We start from the raw sequence: 18,201 nt of genomic DNA, 5'->3' as shown, positions 1-18,201 counted from the left end.
ACTACACGGGGCTTTCGTTACACAGCCGCGCCGGCGGGTGCTGCGGCGGCCGCACCGACAGTGTCAGCGGCACCGGCTGGCGGACCTGCTGGCCACGCGAGTGGTCGGCTCGCGGGCGCGGAGTCTCCCGATCCTGCGCCAGTGCCGACTCGCTGTGCCCCTGGACGCATTCGGGATCCGGTCCGTCCATCGGCAGGCCGGTGAAGAACTTGGCCGCCATGCAACCACCACGGCAGCTGTCGTAATGCCCGCAACTTCCGCAGGCGCCCGCCGATTGGGGCTCGCGCAGCTCGCGGAACAGCGCGGCGTTCTTCCAGACGTTGGAGAACCCAGCCCCAAAACCAGTGTCCGTCAAGACGTTTCCGGCCAGGAAGCGGTCGTGGATGGCGAACGGGCAGGCGTACACGTCGCCCACCGGATCGATCAGGCACACCACCCGGCCAGCTCCGCACATGTTCAAGCCGGACAGCGCACCCGAGGCGCCCAGCGGGGCCAGATGGAAGAAGGAGTCGCCGGTGAGCACCCGCTCCCCCTTGGCGACCAGCCAGTCGTAGAGCGCGACCTGCTGGGCCGCGGTCGGGTGCAGCTCTTCCCAGACATCCGCGCCGCGCCCCGAAGGCCGCAGCCGGGTGATCCGCAGGGTCGCGCCGTAACGGCTTGCCAGCGCTGCGAATTCGTCGAGCTGGTCGACGTTGTGACGGGTGACCACGACAGAGATCTTGGCGTCTTTGAAGCCGGCCGCGGCCAGGTTCTCCAGCGCGCGCACCGCCATCGCGAAGGAGCCCGGTCCGCGGACCGCGTCGTTGACCTCGGCGGTGGCGCCGTCCAGCGAGATCTGGACGTCGACGTAGTCGCTGGCCGCCAGCCGCGCGGCGACCTCCGGTGTGATGCGCACCCCGTTGGTCGAGAACTTCACTCCGACGTGGTGCGCGGTGGCGTAGTCGACAAGCTCCCAAAAGTCTTGGCGCACAGTCGGTTCCCCGCCACCGATGTTGACGTAAAACACCTGCATGCGTTCCAGCTCGTCGATGATGTCCATGCACTGTCGGGTGGACAGCTCGCGTGGATCGCGCTTACCCGACGAGGAAAGGCAGTGCACGCAGGCCAGGTTGCAGGCGTAGGTGAGTTCCCACGTCAGGCAGATGGGGGCGTCCAAGCCGTGCTCGAACTGCTCGATGAGCCGGGGTACGGGGGCCGCTGTTGTCATTGATGGTCCTCCTGGGGCACCAGCATGCGGGACTCGACCAACACACCCAACGCGTGCAGGTAGGGCCCCTGCTCCGAGTCGTCGACCCCCTCGGCCCGCAGGGCGGACCGGACGTCGGGGTGGTCGGCCAGCGACTGCACCACCGCAAGGATGGTGCGGTTCTTCAGGAACGAAAGCTTGCGGGTGCCGAAGTGATAGAGCAGTGCGCCAAACGGTTCCGGACGAACCGCGACCTGCGGGTGCAATCGCCAACCGCGATCAGGGTCGAACCGGCTTTCGGTCGATCGAGCCTGCGCGGGCGCAGGCACGGTCAGTAGACCCCGCACATTCCGTCGATGGACACCTCTTCAACCAGAGTCTCGGTGACGAGCTCGGCGTCGGTTTCGATCTCGCGGTCCATATGAATTGCCTCTCCTGCGCTCTCGACAACGATGGTCGATCTTGTCACAATCGTCGTCAGAATATGGCATCGGGTGCCGAAATGGAAGGGCGGGTCTGATGAATCCGCAGGCGCGGGTCGGCCGGCGCCGCTCGACAACGCCGGACCACATCACCGACGTCGCTATCGCGTTGTTCACCGCGCGGGGATTCGCCGAGGTGAGTGTCGACGACGTCGCGCAGGCCGCCGGGATCTCGCGCCGCACGCTGTTCCGCTACTACGCCTCCAAGAACGCCATCCTCTGGGGCGACTTCGACAGCCACCTCGCGCATCTTCGCGAGCTGCTGGACGCGGTCGGCCCGCGAGTCCCGCTGGGCGAGGCATTGCGGGCAGCACTGTTGGCGTTCAACACCTTTGACGATTCCGAGACCGTCCAGCACCGTCAGCGGATGCGGGTCATCCTGCAAACCGCCGAACTGCAGGCGTATTCGATGACAATGTACGCCGGCTGGCGCGAGGTGATCGCGGAGTTCGTCGCCCGGCGCTCGGGCGCCAAGACGACCGACTTGGCGCCGCAGACCGTGGCCTGGACGCTGCTCGGGGTCGCGCTCTCGGCCTACGAGCATTGGCTGCGCGACGAGGCCGTCACGCTGCAGTCCGCACTCGGCAATGCCTTCGACGTCGCCGGTGCCGGACTGAACGCGCTGAACCCATGACCGCCGATCGCACGCACCTGCTGCACACTCTGCGCTCGCAGGGGCGGTTCTGCGGTATCTCCGGATCCCCGATGTACGACGAGCTGTTCGAGCTGGTGGCCTCCGACGTCGAAACCGGTGGGATCTTCGCGGCGATCCTGTCCGGTCACGAGGACGACCCGGCGCGCGAGGCGGTGCCGCTGCGGCTGCTGGGCGGCCTGCACCGGATGGTGCTCGACGGGCGGGCCGAGGTGTTGCGCCAGTGGTATCCCAGCACCGGCGGCACCTGGGATGCCGCCGGCGCATGGCCCGAGATCAAGCTCGCCGCGGCGGCCCATGCCGAGTCGCTGCGCACGGCGCTGGGGCAGCCGCCGCAGACCAATGAGGTGGGTCGATCCGCCGCACTAATCGGTGCCCTGCTGCGTGTCAACCACGAAAATCAGTTTCCGATAAGGCTTTTCGAGATCGGATCGAGCGCCGGGCTGAACCTGCGGGCCGACCGATACCACTACCGCTACGGCGGCGGGCAGTGGGGACCGATCGACTCGCCGGTGATCATCGACGACGCTTGGCGGGGCCAGGTGCCGCCGCCCGGCTCGGTGCGGATCGTCGAACGACGGGGCTATGACATCGCGCCGGTGGATGTCACGGACACCGACGGCGAGGTGACCGCGCTGAGCTATGTCTGGCCCGACCAGTCCGCCCGGCTGGAGCGGCTGCGCGGCGCCATCGCGGTCGCTCGCAGGGTGCCCGCACTGCTGCTGCGACAGAGCGCCGGCGCCGCCGTGAACGGCCTGACACTGGCCGACGGCGCATTGACGGTGCTGTGGCATTCGATCACGTGGCAGTACCTGTCGCAGGACGAACGCAGTGCGGTGCTCGACGGGATGAACACGCTCGGCGAACGAGCCGACGCCACAGCGCAGTTCGCACACCTGACGATGGAACCCGCGCGCGACGGTGCGGGCGGCCCGCTGAAGTTCCTGGTGCGCGTCCGTCGCTGGCCCGGCGGTGAGGTTGTGGTGCTGGGTGAATGCCATCCGCACGGCCCACCGGTGAACTGGCGATAACCACAATCAGGAAAAATTTTGCCCACTACCCGTCGGAGTTCGGGGCGCCGCAGCGACGATAAGGGTGTGAGCGCCGGAACGGATCACCAATCCGACCCTCGACGCGCGCTTCTGGCGCTCTACGACGAGGCGTTGCCGGTGGTTTACGGGTACTTCGTCCGACGCTGCGGCGAACGTGCCGCGGCGGAGGACCTGACGTCGGAGACCTTCCTCGCGGCGATGGACGCCGCACGCCGGGCCGAGCCGCCGCCGATCTCGGTGGCGTGGTTGCTCGGCGTGGCGCGACACAAACTGGCCGACCATTATCGGCGCGGGCAGGACCGGCTCAGCGTGCCGGTGGCCGAGCTGCCGGAACCCGTCGACAGCGCCGACGACTGGGACGCCGAGCTGGATCGGATGGTCGCCGAAGCCGTACTGGCCCGGCTGGCCGAGTCACACCGCACGGTGCTGGTGCTGCGCTATATGGACGACTGCAGCGTCGGCGAATGCGCCGAGCTGATCGGGCGCACGGTGCATGCCACCGAAGCGTTGCTGGTCCGCGCGCGCCGCGCCTTCAAGAGGCACTACCCGGAAGGAGGCACGTCATGAACCAACACGACCCACTCAGCGTGCTGCGCTCCGATGACCTCCCGGTTCAACCTGATCCGGCTTTTGCCGCGCAGCTGCGCCGGCAACTGGAATCCGCACTGTCGCTACCCGAAGGAGTTGTCATGAGCGGCACCACGACTGCCCTTGCCGACCTGACCGAACCCGTTGCACCGCAGCGGCCGCGGCCGGCGGCATTGCCCTACCTCAGCGTGGCAAACGCACGCGCGGCCATCGACTGGTACGCCGACGCATTCGGCGCCGTGGTCGTCGGCGACCCGGTCGTGATGGACGATGGGCGCATCGGGCACGCCGAGATCGCGATCGGCGACGGCGTGCTGTACCTGGCCGATGAATATCCCGAGATCGGCCTGAAAGCCCCTGCTGCCAGGGCGGTTTCGGTCAGCCTGATGCTGCACGTCGCCGACACCGACGCCGCACTGCAGCAGGCGCGCGACCACGGCGCGACCGTCGAGCGGGAGATCTACCAGAATTACGGAACCCGCAACGCCACTGTCGTCGACCCGTTCGGGCACCGCTGGATGTTGTCCGGGCCCGCAGCCGCGCCGGTTTCGGTCATTGCGCACGGCGACATCGGATACATCTCGGTGTGGACTCCGGATGCCGATCGTGCGGCGGCCTTCTACGGGCACGTCCTGGGCTGGACATACGACCCGTCGTCACACCGGGTCACCAACACCGACCTGCCGACCGGCATCGTCGCCACCGACGAGCCCGCCACCCTGTTCTGCTGCTACGCCGTCGACGACGTGCGGGCCGCCCGCATCGCGGTAGCAGAAGCCGGCGGTGTTCCCGGCGAAATCCGGGACACCGACTACGGCGTCCTGCTGGAGGCCACCGACCCACAAGGTGCGGCCTTCGCGGTGCACCAACCCATCGCCGGCCGAAAGCGCGCGGAGATCAACGGTTCTGGGCCCGGTGAACTGTCTTATGTCACCTACCAAGTGCCGGATTCAGCCGCGTTCCGCCACTTCTATGGGCGGGTGCTGCGCTGGACCTTCGAGCCGGGCCGCATCGCCGACGGCTGGCAAGTGGTGGACACGCATCCGATGGCCGGGGTTGCCGGTGGCAGTGCGCGTCCGACCACCGTGCCGATGTGGACGGTGGCCGACATTGATGCCGCGGTCACGCGGGTGCGCGAAGCCGGCGGCGCCGTGCTGGATGAGCCGACCCGCCAGCCCTACGGCATCAGCGCCGAGTGCACCGACGATCAGGGCGCGCGGTTCTACCTGGGCCAGTTTTGAAGGCCAGCTCTAAGCCTGATTTCTACTGCAGCGCCTCGGGATTGGCGATCCGGATCGGCGCACCGTCCAGCCAGGCCACCACCGCCTCGATGCTGTCGGAGTAGAAAGCACTCAGCATCTCGCGGGTGACGTACCCCAGGTGAGGGGACAATGTCACGTTGGGCAGAGCGCGCAGCGGATGGTCGGGCGCGGGGGGTTCGACGTCGAACACATCGAGACCGGCTCCGGCGATACGACCGGTCCGCAGCGAAGAGATCAGTGCGGCCTCGTCGACGATCGGGCCCCTGGACGTGTTGATCAAGTAGGCGTGCGGCCTCATCAGGGCCAGCTCGGCTTCGCCGACCAAACCTCGTGTCCGCTCGGAGAGCACCAGGTGGATGGACACCACATCGGAGGATTCGAACAATGCCGCCTTCTCGACCCGGCGCGCACCGGCCGCGGCCGCGGCCTGCGCGGTCAGGTTTTGGCTCCACGCAACGACATTCATGCCGAACACCCCCGCGTACTCGGCCATCCGTTTTCCGGTTCTGCCCAGCCCCAGCAACCCGAGGGTCTTACCGGCCAGCGTCACGCCAACGCTGCTCTGCCATCCCCCATCGCGCATCCGGCGGTGCTCTTCGGCCAAGTTGCGCACCGTCGCGATCAGCAAGCCCCAGGCCAGTTCGGGGGTGGCGTCGCGGACCGCCCGGAACCGGGGGTTGCCGAAATCCGAATGGGCAACCAGGACTCCGGATTCACTGGCCGCCACCATGTCCAGGTTCGGCAGGCTCATGCCCACGATCGTTATCAGCTTCAGATTCGGCAGTCGCTCAAGCAGCGTGCGCGGCAACGCCATCCGTTCGCGCATCGTGCAGATCACGTCGAACGGTTGCAGGACCTCTACCGCTTCCGCTTGACCGAGATGCCGCTCGAAGACGGTGATCTCGGATCGGCTCTGCACCGGTGACCAGTCGGCGAGCTCGAGTGCCAAACCGGCATAATCATCGAGTATCGCCACCCGGTGCATATCGTCAGCCTAGCAGCTCCGAAATCGGTGCTGCCGCAGCGATTTTGCCGCGGGCCTTCATGACTTTGCCCGGCAAACCGCCGCCGACCACGCCCACCACCGCCCCGTCGCGCTCGTAGTAGGCCAGGAACTTTCGTCCGTCGTCCTCGACCAGGTGCACGACGTCGGTTGCTTCCGGCTCGCCCAGGCATTGGATCTTGACGTCGTACTGGTCGCTCCAGAAGTACGGCACGACCGTGATAGAAGGCACCTCCTGACCAAGCATCGCGGGCACCACGACTCGAGCCTGGTCCGCGACGTTGCTCCAATGCTCCACGCGCGCTTGATGTCCCGTCGCATCACGCCAAGAGGCGACGTCTCCGAGCGCCCACACGTTGGGCGCACTGGTGCGCCCGGCGTCGTCGCAGATGACACCGTTGTCGACCTCAACGCCGCTGCCCTGCAGCCACTCGGTGGCCGGACGCGATCCGATACCGACGACGACCAGGTCGGCAGCCAATTCGCTGCCGTCGCTGAGCACCACGGTGTCGACATGGCCTTCGCCGCGCACCTCGGCAACCCCGATGCCGGTGCGCACGTCGACGCCCTCATTACGATGCAACCGCGACACCAGCTCACCGATCTGCTCGCCGAGCACCGACGCCAGCGGCGTCGGCTGCGGCTCCACCAGCACCACATCGACCCCCATGCTGCGCAGGCTGGCCGCGACCTCGCAGCCGATGAAGCCGGCTCCGACGACCACGGCGTTGTGCGCCTTGCAGGCGTGCTCACGCAACGCCATGCTCTCGTCGAACGACCTCAGCACGCGAATACCTTCGAGATCCGGGAACGCGGGAATGCGCCGCGGGACCAACCCGGTCGCAATCACCAGCTCGTCGTAGCCGAGCATGGTGCCGTCGGAGAGGGTCAGGGTCTGCGCGTCGATGTCCAGGCCGGTGGCCGCCGCACCGAGGCGCAGCGTGATGTTGTTCTCGTCGTAGAACTCACGCGGCTTGAGGGCGACATCGTCGACCTCTTTGCGCAGCACTTCCTTGGACAAAGGCGGCCGGTCATACGGCAGGTGGACCTCGTCGCTGACGATCGTGACGGGCCCGGTGTATTCCGACCGCCGTAATTGCTCGGCCGTGCGGGCCGCGGCCAGCCCGCCTCCGACGATCACGATTCCTTTATTGCTCACGTGGAGTTCATAGCACGCGCGACGCTCAGTACTTTAGGGCGCCCTTATCGACGGGGATCTGCATGCCCGTCACGGTGCCCGCGCCGTCGCCGGCCAACCAGGCAACGACGTCGGAAACCTCCTCGGCCGCCATGAATCCCTTGTACTGCATCGGCATTGGCGGGAAGCTGTGCACGAAGCGGGGATGCTTGGCGAAGATCTCCATCATCGCTTCCGGTTCGATCATCGGGGTGTCGATCGAGTAGGGGTGAATCGAGTTGACCCGGATACCGTATTCGCCGAGCTCGATCGCCAGCGAGTTGGCCAGCGCGGTCAACCCGAACTTGCTGGCCGAATAATGGCCGTTGCCGGGAGTGGCCTTCAGGCCGGCCGACGAGCTCACCACCACAATCGATCCGCCGTTGCCAGCCTCGATCATCGCGGGGATAGCGGCGCGCAGGGTGCGCCAGGTGCCGGTCAGGTTGACCCCGATCACGGTGTCCCACTGCTCGTCGGTGAGTTCCCAGACCCGGCCCCAGCCCAGCACACCGGCGTTGGCCACCACGATGTCGAGCCGGCCGAACTGTTCCACGCCGTCGGCCACCAGCTGACGCACGGTGGGATCGTCGCGAATGTCGCCGACGCGGGCCAGGATCTTGCGGCCCTCGGCCTCCACCAGGCGAACGGTCTCACTGAGATCTTCGGGGGTGGCCGGCGTGTACGTCACGGTGTCGGACACCGACGCGCAGATGTCGAGGGCGATGATGTCGGCGCCCTCGCGGGCCAGCCGCACCGCGTGCGCGCGCCCTTGCGCGCGGGCGGCGCCGGTAACGAATGCCACCCGTCCCTGCAGTGATCCTTCACGTCCCGACACGGCACGCCCCTTTCGCCGAATCACAGGCTAGCAGCGAAACTGAAACGTGTTCTAACTTGGCTCGCCGACGCGGACGGGCTCAGATCTCCGAGATGATCTGGGTCCGGCGTGCGTTGTATTCGTCGTCGGTCAAAGCGCCACTGGCGCGCAGTGTCTCGAGCTGTTGGAGCCGATCGGCGATCGAGGCCTGGGGCGGCGTGGCGACGGGCGCCGCTCCGGCCGGGGCCCCCTGCGCCGCGGGCGCCTGGGCGGCCGCGCGGCGCACCACCGCCTGGATCTGTTCGCGCAGCGCCGGGTTCGACCGGATGTCGACCATCCGGTTGAGCGGAACGTTGTTGTCCTTGAGGATCTGCAGGATCTCCATCAGCGGCCCGGCTTGCCCGCTAAGGTCATAGGTCCGGTTGTCCTCGGCCACCGTAAACTGCGCGGGTACCAGACCATTGACCAAAGCGCTTCGCTCCCAGTCGATTTGGTATTCCTGCGTCGTAGGGTCAAGCAATACCACGAGCTTTCGCGCGGTGAGGTTGCCCAACCGGGTGACGTTGGCGATGACCCGGTCTTGACTGTCGAACGCCGGGAAGCCGGGTCCCTCGATGTGCAGGTCGACCTTCACCAGCGGCTGGTCGTTGATCCGGGTTCCCGTCTCGGAGAGCCCGACGATTTGGGCGAGCGCCAGCACCCCGTGCTGTTCGAGCAGCGCGGACTTGGCCGCCGATTTCGCACCGTAGTTGGTCAGCGCGAGTGCGATGAGCACGTCGGCCACGGTGATGAGTAGGCCGACGTAGAACATCCATTGCAGCAGGTTGCCCAGCCCCAGGGTGAAGTAGACGACCAGAAAGATCGGCCCGACCAGACCACCGCACAGCAAAACGACCAACTGTGTCTTCAGATACCGCGCCAACACGTGTTTCTCCTCGCCTCGCCGGGAAGGTTCGTGTCAGATTAGCGCTGTCGCGTGCGCTGTATCCATAGCCTGCGTGCGGGCATCGGCCCTGGCAGTCAGCGCGATGGCTTCGGTGGTGCGCCTTTGGGAGAGGCGGGCGGCGGCGCCATGGCCGGCCCGTTGGACAGGGGCATCGCCGCGGGCAGCATCGTGGCCGACGACAGTTCCGCGGCCGCCACATCCGGCGGGGCGGTAGCGGCGGTCGCCGGGCCGGCGACATCGGCTGCCGTCGCAGCGGGGGGTACCGCTGCTGCCGCGGGGGCCGCCGCCGCTGCTGCCGGCGCCGCCGCTGCATACGCCGATGTTTCTGAGTGGGGCGCCGTTGCCGAAGCCCCGGCCGGGGCCGCCGCCGTGGTGGTTGCCGCCATCGGCGTCACCGTTGCTGTTGCCGGGGCGACCGTGGGCGCCGCCGCGGCGGCCGGCGCCGCTGCAGCCGGTTGCACCGCCGCTGCCACCGGCGCCCCGGATGCCACGCCGCCCGCCTGCGCCGCAGCGCCGATGAATTGCTGACTGCTCATTGCCTGGCCGGATAGGTTGGCCGCACCCGCCACCGCCTGCGGGGCGACCGCCAACGGCTCGGCGTTGACGACCTCGGTGTCCGCATACTGCTGGGCCCCACCACTCATGAGCTGCACAAACTGGTTGTGGAATAGCGCCGCCTGCGCGCTGATCGCCTGATAGGCCGCCGCGTGCACGCCGAACAGGTGCGAGATGCTCGCCGAAACCGCGTCGGCGCCGGCGGCCTGAACAACCGACGTCGCGCCAGAGGCCATCGAGTTGGCGTAGTTGATCGCCGTACCGATTTTTTCCAGGTCTGATGCCGCGGCCGCCACATACTCCGGCGTCGCATTTACGAACGACATCCGAACCTCCCGGCCAGGCCAAGACGGTCAAATTCCCGAACCGTCAATTTCAGACTGGACATCGCAAGATCTTACCGGAAATTCGCTGACCAGGTGTGCAGAGCTTTCGGGCGGGCCAGAAAGCACAAGACCCGGACCGCCGAGATCGGCGAGTCCGGGCCCCGTGCTGTGGAACTAGTTGATGATCTTGACGACCCGGCCGGCGCCGACGGTGCGGCCACCCTCACGGATCGCGAACCGCAGACCGTCGTCCATTGCGACGGGCTGGATCAGCTTCACCGAGATGTTGGTGTTGTCACCGGGCATCACCATTTCGGTGCCCTCCGGCAGCGTCACCACACCGGTCACGTCGGTGGTGCGGAAGTAGAACTGCGGACGGTAGTTGTTGAAGAACGGCGTGTGCCGACCGCCCTCGTCCTTGGACAGGATGTAGACGCTGCCCTCGAACTCGGTGTGCGGGGTGGTGGTGCCGGGCTTGACCACAACCTGGCCGCGCTCGACGTCCTCACGCTTGATACCACGCAGCAGCAGCCCGACGTTGTCGCCGGCCTGGCCCTGGTCAAGCAGCTTGCGGAACATCTCCACACCGGTGACCGTGGTCTTGGTGCTGGTCGGCTTGATGCCGACGATCTCGACTTCCTCGTTGACGTTGATCACGCCGCGCTCGACACGACCGGTGACCACGGTGCCACGACCGGTGATCGTGAAGACGTCCTCGACGGGCATCAGGAACGGCTTGTCGGTCTCGCGGACCGGGTCCGGAATCGACTCGTCGACGGCGTCCATCAGGTCCTCGACGGACTTGACCCACTCGGCGTCACCCTCGAGCGCCTTGAGCGCCGAGACGCGGATGACCGGGGCCTCCTCGTCGAATTCCTGGGCGGCCAGCAGTTCGCGGACCTCCAGCTCGACGAGCTCGAGCAGCTCCTCGTCGTCGACCATGTCGGCCTTGTTCAGGGCTACCAGGATGTAGGGCACCCCGACCTGACGCGCGAGCAACACGTGCTCGCGGGTCTGCGGCATCGGACCGTCGGTCGCGGCGACCACCAGGATCGCGCCGTCCATCTGGGCCGCACCGGTGATCATGTTCTTGATGTAGTCGGCGTGACCCGGGGCGTCGACGTGGGCGTAGTGACGCTTGTCGGTCTGGTACTCCACGTGGGAGATGTTGATCGTGATACCGCGCTGACGCTCCTCGGGCGCGTTGTCGATCTGGTCGAAGGCGCGCGACTCGTTGAGGTTCGGGTACTTGTCATGCAGGACTTTGGTGATCGCCGCGGTCAGGGTTGTCTTGCCGTGGTCAACGTGACCGATGGTCCCGATGTTGACGTGCGGCTTCGTCCGCTCGAACTTCGCCTTCGCCACTTGTGTGTCCTCCTGGACTGATTGGTGCTTTTGAAAAGCAGTGTTGATGTTGTTGTAAGTGCCGCGGTGGTAACCGGGCTAGGTTACTCCGAGCTGGTGTTCACTCGCCCGTCGCCTTCCGCCCGACGTATTGCTCGGCTCCGAACTCGTGAGTTGACACTCACTCGCCCGTCGCCTTCCGCCCGACGGATTGCTCGGCTCCGAACTCGTGAGTTGACACTCACTCGCCCGTCGCCTTCGCGATGATCTCCTTCGAGACGTTCGCCGGAACCTCGGCATACGAGTCGAACACCATGGAGTAGTTCGCCCGGCCTTGTGTCTTGGACCGCAGGTCGCCGACATAGCCGAACATCTCCGACAGCGGGACGTGCGCCCGAACGACGCGCGCACCCGCCCGCTCCTCCATGGCCTGAATCTGGCCACGGCGGGAGTTCAGGTCGCCGATCACGTCACCCATGTAGTCCTCGGGTGTGGTCACTTCGACCGCCATGATCGGCTCGAGGATCACCGGCTGGGCTTGCTGCGCAGCCTTTTTCAGCACCTGTGACCCTGCGATCTTGAACGCCATTTCCGAGGAGTCAACCTCGTGGTAGGCACCGTCGAGCAAGGTGACCTTCAGGTTCACCAGCGGGTAGCCAGCCAGCACGCCGTACTGCATGGCGTCCTGGGCACCCGCGTCAACCGACGGGATGTATTCCCGCGGGATGCGACCACCGGTGACCTTGTTCTCGAACTCGTAGGTCGCACCGTCCTCGCCGGTGAATGGCTCGAGGTTGATGATCACCTTCGCGAACTGGCCCGAGCCACCCGTCTGCTTCTTGTGGGTGAACTCGACGTTGTTGGCCGCCCGCTTGATGGTCTCCTTGTAGGCCACCTGCGGCTTACCGACGTTGGCCTCGACCTTGAACTCGCGGCGCATGCGGTCCACCAGGATGTCCAGGTGCAGCTCGCCCATACCACCGATGACGGTCTGGCCGGTCTCCTGGTCCAGGTGCACCTTGAAGGTCGGGTCTTCCTCGGCGAGCTTCTGGATCGACAGCGACAGCTTCTCCTGGTCGCTCTTCGTCTTGGGCTCGATGGCCACCTCGATGACCGGGTCGGGGAAGGTCATCGACTCGAGCACGATCTGCTGGTTCGGGTCGCTCAGGGTGTCACCGGTGGTGGTGTCCTTGAGGCCGATCACCGCGTAGATGTGGCCCGCCGACGCGGTCTCCACCGGGTTCTCCTTGTTGGAGTGCATCTGGAACAGCTTGCCGAGCCGCTCCTTCTTACCCTTGGTGGCGTTGATGACCTGGCTGCCGGAATCGACCTTGCCCGAGTACACCCGGACGTAGGTCAGCTTGCCGAAGAACGGGTGCGTCGCGACCTTGAAGGCCAGCGCCGAGAACGGCTCGTCGGTCGACGGCTTGCGGGTGATCTCCTCGTCTTCCTTGCCCGGCGCGTGGCCGACGGCCGGCGGCACGTCCAGCGGCGAGGGCAGGTAGTCGATGACCGCGTCCAGCATGGGCTGCACGCCCTTGTTCTTGAACGCGCTGCCGCATAGCACGGGGTAGGCCTCCGAGCTGATGGTCAGCTTGCGGATAGCGCCCTTGATCTCGGCGACACTGAGCTCTTCGCCGCCCAGGTACTTCTCCAGCAGCGCCTCGTCCGTCTCGGCGACGGCCTCGAGCAGCTTGGTGCGGTACTCGTCGGCCTTCTCCTGCAAGTCGGCCGGGAGGCTGGATAAGTCCAAGACGTCGTACTTCTCGCCCAGCTTGGCTTCGGCGCTCCAGACCTTGGCCTTCATCTCGACCAGGTCGACGACGCCTTCGAAGTCGCCCTCGGAGCCGACGGGCAGCTGAATCGGAATGACGTTGGCGCCCAAGCGCTCTTCCATCGTGCGGACCGAGAAGTAGAAGTCGGCGCCGATCTTGTCCATCTTGTTGACGAAGCAGATCCGCGGCACGTCGTACTTGTCGGCCTGACGCCACACCTGCTCGGACTGCGGCTCGACGCCCTCCTTGCCGTCGAACACGGCAACGGCACCGTCGAGCACGCGCAGACTGCGCTCCACCTCCACGGTGAAGTCGACGTGCCCGGGGGTGTCGATGATGTTGATCTGATTGTCGTTCCAGAAGCAGGTGGTGGCGGCGGAGGTGATGGTGATCCCGCGCTCTTGCTCCTGCTCCATCCAGTCCATGGTGGCAGCGCCGTCGTGGACCTCACCGATCTTGTAGCTGATACCGGTGTAGTAGAGGATGCGCTCCGTCGTCGTCGTCTTACCGGCGTCGATGTGCGCCATGATGCCGATGTTGCGGACCTTGGTCAGGTCGGTCAGCACGTCCTTCTGTGCCACAGAAGTCTTCCCACTCTTTCGATTGCGTTGTTAGTTCGCTGTCGGTTTACGCCCGGCCACTCTGCCAGTTTGGCGCCCGCTTGGGCTCTACCAGCGATAGTGCGCGAAGGCGCGGTTGGCCTCGGCCATCTTGTGGGTGTCCTCACGCCGCTTGACGGAAGCCCCGAGGCCATTGCTGGCGTCCAGGATCTCGTTCGCCAGCCGCTCGATCATCGTCTTCTCCCGGCGGGCCCGGGAGAAGCTGACAAGCCAGCGCAGCGCCAGCGTGGTGGACCGGTCCGGACGCACCTCGACGGGCACCTGGTAGGTCGCACCACCGACGCGGCGGCTGCGCACCTCCAGGGCGGGCTTGACGTTGTCGAGAGCGCGCTTGAGCGTGATCACCGGATCGGTACCGGTCTTATCGCGAGCTTGCTCGAGCGCACCATAAACAATGCGCTCAGCGACCGATTTCTTCCCCTGCAGCAGGACCTTGTTGACCAGCTGGGTCACCAGCTGCGATCCATAGACCGGGTCGTTGACCAGCGGACGCTTCGGCGCGGGCCCCTTGCGCGGCATTAGCTCTTCTCCTTCTTGGCGCCGTAACGGCTGCGAGCCTGCTTGCGATTCTTGACACCCTGGGTGTCCAGCGAACCGCGGATGATTTTGTAGCGCACACCGGGCAGGTCCTTCACACGACCGCCACGCACCAGCACCATCGAGTGCTCCTGCAGGTTGTGGCCCTCACCCGGGATGTAGGCGGTGACCTCGACCTGGCTCGTCAGCTTCACACGCGCGACCTTCCGAAGTGCCGAGTTCGGCTTCTTCGGGGTGGTGGTGTACACGCGGGTGCATACGCCACGGCGCTGCGGGCTGCCCTTCAGGGCCGCGGTCTTGACCTTGGCGATCTTGTCGCGGCGACCCTTGCGGACCAGCTGCTGAATGGTTGGCATCTACTGGCTTTCTGTGTTCGAAGTCTTCTTGCTGCTCTTAAGTCTCTGTACTGCAGTTTTTCCCCGCCGCACTACCCCGCGGCCGGGTGTGTCGCACCCGCTCAGCACCGGAGTCATCCGATACTTGGTGGACATGCGAATTCGCCCGGCATCCACTTCCTTACGTCAGGCGCCGTAAGCCGCCAGGCACGAGCCACCACAATACCCGCCGCTGGTCGAACAGGTCAAAGCGGCCGCTGGACGCAACCGCTCAACCCGGCGCGCGCCCGCGGTGGACCGCTACTTCGGCGCGGCGCCGCCCGGCGCGGTGCGCCTGTCCAAACCCGTTGCCAGCCGCAACACCATTTCGGTGAACAGCGCATCGGTGTCGATGTCGTCCATGACACCGGTCATTTCCAGCAAGACGAACCCGTGCAGGGCGGACCAGAATTCGAGCGCGGCGAAAAACGCCTCCTCGCCGTCGAGGCCATACGAGGACAACACCGCGATCACCGGCGCGGCCGCACCCCGGGTTGCCGCGGTGTATTCAGGGTCATCGCCGCCCAGCGGCATCCGGGTGAAGGCCGAGTACCGCCCGGGGTGGTGATGGGCATAGCTGCGGTAAGCCCCGGCCATGACCAGCACCGCGTCATCGCGGGCCCGCCCCTCCCCGACCCGGTTCAGCATCATGATGATGTCGTCTATGACCCGGATCCGAACGGCGCGACGCAGGTCCTCCAGGCTGTCCACGTGGTTATAGAGCGACGGCCCCTTGGTGCCCAACTGGGTCGCCAGCGCGTTGATGGTCAGCGAGTCCCAGCCCTCGCGGTCCAGGAATGTCAGTGCGCCATCGACGATGCCGTCCCGGCTCAGCTTTCCCGGCCGGGATCCGGACCTGCCGCCACGCTGGCGCCCTCCCGCCGTCGGCTGTTCCGGATGAACTGCCATGGCGGTCGCCCCTCGATTGCGGTGAATAGGTGGAGGTCAACTAATGACTCTAGTTGACAGAGTCGCCAATCTACTCGGAGGTAACCCGAGCGGCTCGCAGTTGGCCGCGAGGAAAATTATTTGCCATCGAGCAGGCAAATGCACGTAGGCTCAGTCCAGCAGATCCCCGCCGACACGAAGGGGGCCGCGGTGCACCGGAGAACCGTCGCCGGGTCGCTTGCAACCTGTGTCATCGCGCTTGCGGCCGCACTCGCCGCGCCGCCGCCGGCCGCGCACGCCAAGAACGGCGACACGCACGTCATCGGGCAGAACACCACGCAAACCCTGGATTGCAACGACGGAACCCTGATCGTCAACGGCACCGGGAACTCGGTCAACGCGCTCGGCAACTGCTGGGCGGTGACGGTGATGGGCTCGGGCAACACGATCATCGCGGACTCGGTCACGCACGACATCACGGTGTACGGCTACGACCAGACCGTCTTCTTTCACAACGGTTCGCCGATCCTCTGGGACCGCGGCCGAGAGCTGGGAATGGTAAACCGGCTGCAGCAGGTGCCTGCCTGAGGCACCGCGACTTCCCGTTGGGGACACCAAGGAGGGGAACACATTGTCATTGCGCGTCCACATCACTGACCGATCGCCGCGGCTGGCGGTATTCGCTCTGGCGCCGGCCGTCGCGGCGGTAGTGCTGTCCGGTTGCAGTTCGACCGCTAACCCTCCGGGAAACCCGAGCACGACGACGAAGAGCAGCACCACCACCACGACCACGACCACGGGCGCGGCCGCGCCGACGACGTCGGGTAGCGAAAGCACCACGGCGTCCGTCGAAATCGGGAACACGCTGAACTACGGCTCGATGGGGACGACGGCAACCCTTGACTGCGCTACCGGCAAATCGCTGAATGTCGCTGGTTCCAACAACACCCTGACGGTCACCGGCAACTGCCAGACGGTCAATGTCGGCGGCGCCAACAACAAGATCACCATCGACAAGGTCGATACCCGCATCACGGTGCTGGGGCTGGACAACACGATCACTTACAAGGATGGTGAGCCAAAGGTCGACAACCTCGGCTCGGGCAACACCATCAACAAGGCGAGCTGACCGGCTAGCTGGCCGGCGCCCCGTGCCGTCCGGCGCCGGCCGCGAACCGCCCGGCCCCCTCGTTGGCTTCCGCGGCGACTTTGGCGATACTGGCGAATTCCTGTTCCATTGCCTGCGATTCCGACAGGCCCCACTGCTCTAGTGCCGAAAGCCGGTCCGCTCGCAGGCACTGCTGGGGCAGGGCGGCCAATTCTGCGGCCAAATCCTCGGCGCCCTGTCGCGATTCGCCTTGGGGGACAACGCGATTGGCCAGTCCCATCGCGAGCGCTTCGTCGGCTTTGACACCGCGGCCGGTCAGGATCATGTCCATCGCCCGGCTGTGCCCGATCAGGCGCGGCAGCCGCACGGTGCCACCGTCGATCAGCGGCACTCCCCAGCGGCGACAGAACACCCCGAACACCGCATCCTCCTCGGCCACCCGCATGTCGCACCAGAGAGCCAGCTCCAGGCCGCCCGCGACGGCGTAACCGCTCACCGCGGCAATCACGGGTTTGGACAACACCATTCGCGACGGGCCCATCGGGCCGGGACCGGTCGTGTGAACCGAGTTGGCTTCCGGCGTGCCGAATGCCTTCAAATCGGCTCCCGCACAGAAGGTTCCGCCGTCGCCCCACAGCACGGCCACCGACGCGGAATCGTCGCGGTCGAATTCGTCGAAAGCCTCGTACAGCGCCGCGGCCGTCGGGCCGTTCACGGCGTTACGCGCGGCTGGCCGGTTCAGGATCACCGTCGTCACCGGGCCGTTCCGCTCCACTCGCACCGGATCGGTCATCTCGCCTCCTGAAGTTGAGTTGTATCGCGCCGCTGCAGCAATTCGGTCGCGAAGTCGTGGTAGACGCTGCGCAGCCGCGCACCCGGCCAATCGTCGGGCAGCAGTTCGGCAGGCAGCATCGGGTCGGTCAGCAGGTGCCGCACGATCGCCGCGGCCACCATGAACCTGCTGGGAATGTCGCGGGCTCCGGCCATTTCGTCGACCAGGCGTCGCCCGGCCTGCGCCCATGCGGGCAGGTCCCACAGTTCGGCGACCAGCTGCTCGGGTGCGTCGTCGCGAGCCTTGAGCACCCGCACCCGGTCGGCTACGTCGGGCTCCAAGTCGAGCTCGAGGTTGTCGGGCCGCATCCAGACGCCCTCGCGAAGTTCACCGAAACGCTTGCGGTACATGCTGGCTCGCTGCGCGGCCCGGGTGCGGGCGTCGGTGCCCACACTGGTGACGATCACGACGTGCCAGTCTCCGTGCCAGGCCCGGGTGGGTGGCCGCATCGCCTCGTCCTGGCGGGCCTGGCGGGCCAGCAACCGATCCGAGAGCCGGTACCCGTCGGCCGAGCGAATCAGATCGCCGGCACCGACCATGCGGGTCAGCGCGACCCGCAGCGTCGTTTCCTTGATCCCGAAATCGGCTGTCAGCCTGATCAATTCGCTCGCAGTCGCCCAGGCGGGGTGCGCCCCGAGCAGCACGCTCAGCACCACCGACCGGGCCGTCATGTTCGGCAT

General features: G+C 66.4%; 21 protein-coding genes. 6 read left to right on the top strand and 15 right to left on the bottom strand.

Features of this window, described 5'->3' with window-relative positions:
- Window position 1 precedes the first annotated feature (1 nt).
- From mftC to mftA, 3 genes are read right to left on the bottom strand one after another with little or no spacing between them, the layout of a single operon-like run.
- Window positions 2–1,207 (bottom strand): mycofactocin radical SAM maturase, encoded by a 1,206-nt coding sequence (gene mftC, locus MAAFP003_RS04400; protein WP_096284753.1) that lies wholly within the window; start codon window positions 1,205–1,207, stop codon window positions 2–4.
- Complete coding sequence (gene mftB / locus MAAFP003_RS04395; protein ID WP_207768460.1) at window positions 1,204–1,533, bottom strand: mycofactocin biosynthesis chaperone MftB; 330 nt, start codon at window positions 1,531–1,533, stop codon at window positions 1,204–1,206. The genes mftC and mftB overlap by 4 nt, the downstream gene beginning before the upstream one ends.
- Window positions 1,518–1,607 (bottom strand): mycofactocin precursor MftA, encoded by a 90-nt coding sequence (gene mftA, locus MAAFP003_RS04390; protein ID WP_036466690.1) that lies wholly within the window; start codon window positions 1,605–1,607, stop codon window positions 1,518–1,520. The genes mftB and mftA overlap by 16 nt, the downstream gene beginning before the upstream one ends.
- 98 nt (window positions 1,608–1,705) lie before the next feature.
- Between mftA and mftR the strand changes: the two genes are divergently transcribed.
- From mftR to MAAFP003_RS04370, 4 genes are all read left to right on the top strand, one after another.
- Window positions 1,706–2,302 (top strand): mycofactocin system transcriptional regulator, encoded by a 597-nt coding sequence (gene mftR / locus MAAFP003_RS04385; RefSeq protein WP_096284749.1) that lies wholly within the window; start codon window positions 1,706–1,708, stop codon window positions 2,300–2,302.
- Complete coding sequence (locus MAAFP003_RS04380; RefSeq protein ID WP_096284747.1) at window positions 2,299–3,351, top strand: DUF2332 domain-containing protein; 1,053 nt, start codon at window positions 2,299–2,301, stop codon at window positions 3,349–3,351. The genes mftR and MAAFP003_RS04380 overlap by 4 nt, the downstream gene beginning before the upstream one ends.
- Window positions 3,352–3,417: 66 nt before the next feature.
- Entirely contained in the window at window positions 3,418–3,939 is a 522-nt protein-coding gene (locus tag MAAFP003_RS04375; protein ID WP_096284745.1) for an RNA polymerase sigma factor, read from the top strand.
- Complete coding sequence (locus tag MAAFP003_RS04370) at window positions 3,936–5,201, top strand: VOC family protein (RefSeq protein ID WP_096284743.1); 1,266 nt, start codon at window positions 3,936–3,938, stop codon at window positions 5,199–5,201. Before MAAFP003_RS04375 ends, MAAFP003_RS04370 begins: the two co-directional genes overlap by 4 nt.
- A 22-nt stretch (window positions 5,202–5,223) precedes the next feature.
- On the opposite strand, the gene MAAFP003_RS04365 is transcribed toward MAAFP003_RS04370, so the two are convergent.
- The 10 genes from MAAFP003_RS04365 to MAAFP003_RS04315 form a co-directional block, all read right to left on the bottom strand.
- Window positions 5,224–6,207 (bottom strand): D-2-hydroxyacid dehydrogenase family protein, encoded by a 984-nt coding sequence (locus MAAFP003_RS04365; RefSeq protein ID WP_096284741.1) that lies wholly within the window; start codon window positions 6,205–6,207, stop codon window positions 5,224–5,226.
- Window positions 6,208–6,211: 4 nt separating this feature from the next.
- Complete coding sequence (locus MAAFP003_RS04360) at window positions 6,212–7,384, bottom strand: NAD(P)/FAD-dependent oxidoreductase (protein ID WP_096284739.1); 1,173 nt, start codon at window positions 7,382–7,384, stop codon at window positions 6,212–6,214.
- A 25-nt stretch (window positions 7,385–7,409) separates the two neighbouring features.
- Entirely contained in the window at window positions 7,410–8,237 is an 828-nt protein-coding gene (locus MAAFP003_RS04355) for a mycofactocin-coupled SDR family oxidoreductase (RefSeq protein ID WP_096284737.1), read from the bottom strand.
- 79 nt (window positions 8,238–8,316) lie between these two features.
- Window positions 8,317–9,141, bottom strand: coding sequence for an SHOCT domain-containing protein (locus MAAFP003_RS04350; protein ID WP_096284735.1), 825 nt, complete (start codon window positions 9,139–9,141; stop codon window positions 8,317–8,319).
- Between the two features lie 95 nt (window positions 9,142–9,236).
- Window positions 9,237–10,043 carry a PE family protein gene (locus MAAFP003_RS29520; protein ID WP_243393760.1) on the bottom strand — a complete coding sequence of 269 codons (807 nt, stop codon included), beginning with the start codon at window positions 10,041–10,043 and terminating at the stop codon, window positions 9,237–9,239.
- A 174-nt stretch (window positions 10,044–10,217) separates the two neighbouring features.
- A complete protein-coding gene (gene tuf, locus MAAFP003_RS04335) occupies window positions 10,218–11,408 on the bottom strand; it encodes an elongation factor Tu (protein WP_036466681.1) in 1,191 nt (396 codons plus the stop codon).
- 220 nt (window positions 11,409–11,628) lie between these two features.
- Complete coding sequence (gene fusA, locus MAAFP003_RS04330; protein ID WP_096284733.1) at window positions 11,629–13,743, bottom strand: elongation factor G; 2,115 nt, start codon at window positions 13,741–13,743, stop codon at window positions 11,629–11,631.
- An 87-nt stretch (window positions 13,744–13,830) separates the two neighbouring features.
- Window positions 13,831–14,301: a 30S ribosomal protein S7 gene (gene rpsG, locus MAAFP003_RS04325; protein WP_096284731.1), complete on the bottom strand. Its 471-nt coding sequence runs from the start codon at window positions 14,299–14,301 to the stop codon at window positions 13,831–13,833.
- On the bottom strand, window positions 14,301–14,675 hold the full coding sequence (gene rpsL, locus MAAFP003_RS04320; RefSeq protein WP_007167812.1) for a 30S ribosomal protein S12: 375 nt from the start codon (window positions 14,673–14,675) through the stop codon (window positions 14,301–14,303). Before rpsL ends, rpsG begins: the two co-directional genes overlap by 1 nt.
- 279 nt (window positions 14,676–14,954) lie before the next feature.
- On the bottom strand, window positions 14,955–15,602 hold the full coding sequence (locus MAAFP003_RS04315; RefSeq protein ID WP_096284729.1) for a TetR/AcrR family transcriptional regulator: 648 nt from the start codon (window positions 15,600–15,602) through the stop codon (window positions 14,955–14,957).
- Window positions 15,603–15,740: 138 nt separating this feature from the next.
- On the opposite strand from MAAFP003_RS04315, the gene MAAFP003_RS04310 reads away from it, so the two are divergent.
- Both MAAFP003_RS04310 and MAAFP003_RS04305 read left to right on the top strand, forming a co-directional pair.
- Window positions 15,741–16,169 (top strand): DUF3060 domain-containing protein, encoded by a 429-nt coding sequence (locus MAAFP003_RS04310; RefSeq protein ID WP_423790854.1) that lies wholly within the window; start codon window positions 15,741–15,743, stop codon window positions 16,167–16,169.
- An 82-nt stretch (window positions 16,170–16,251) separates the two neighbouring features.
- Window positions 16,252–16,710, top strand: a complete 459-nt coding sequence (locus MAAFP003_RS04305) for a DUF3060 domain-containing protein (protein ID WP_096290875.1) — start codon at window positions 16,252–16,254, stop codon at window positions 16,708–16,710.
- 4 nt (window positions 16,711–16,714) lie between these two features.
- On the opposite strand, the gene MAAFP003_RS04300 is transcribed toward MAAFP003_RS04305, so the two are convergent.
- Together MAAFP003_RS04300 and MAAFP003_RS04295 are read right to left on the bottom strand one after the other, a co-directional pair.
- Entirely contained in the window at window positions 16,715–17,482 is a 768-nt protein-coding gene (locus tag MAAFP003_RS04300; protein WP_096284727.1) for a crotonase/enoyl-CoA hydratase family protein, read from the bottom strand.
- The gene (locus MAAFP003_RS04295) at window positions 17,479–18,201 is read right to left on the bottom strand and encodes a PaaX family transcriptional regulator C-terminal domain-containing protein (RefSeq protein WP_096284725.1); all 723 of its coding nucleotides are present in this window, start codon (window positions 18,199–18,201) and stop codon (window positions 17,479–17,481) included. The genes MAAFP003_RS04300 and MAAFP003_RS04295 overlap by 4 nt, the downstream gene beginning before the upstream one ends.

Source organism: Mycobacterium ahvazicum (assembly GCF_900176255.2).
Classification (GTDB): domain Bacteria; phylum Actinomycetota; class Actinomycetes; order Mycobacteriales; family Mycobacteriaceae; genus Mycobacterium; species Mycobacterium ahvazicum.
Note: the sequence above shows the minus strand (reverse complement) of the source record. Positions and strands in the feature narration are given on the sequence as shown.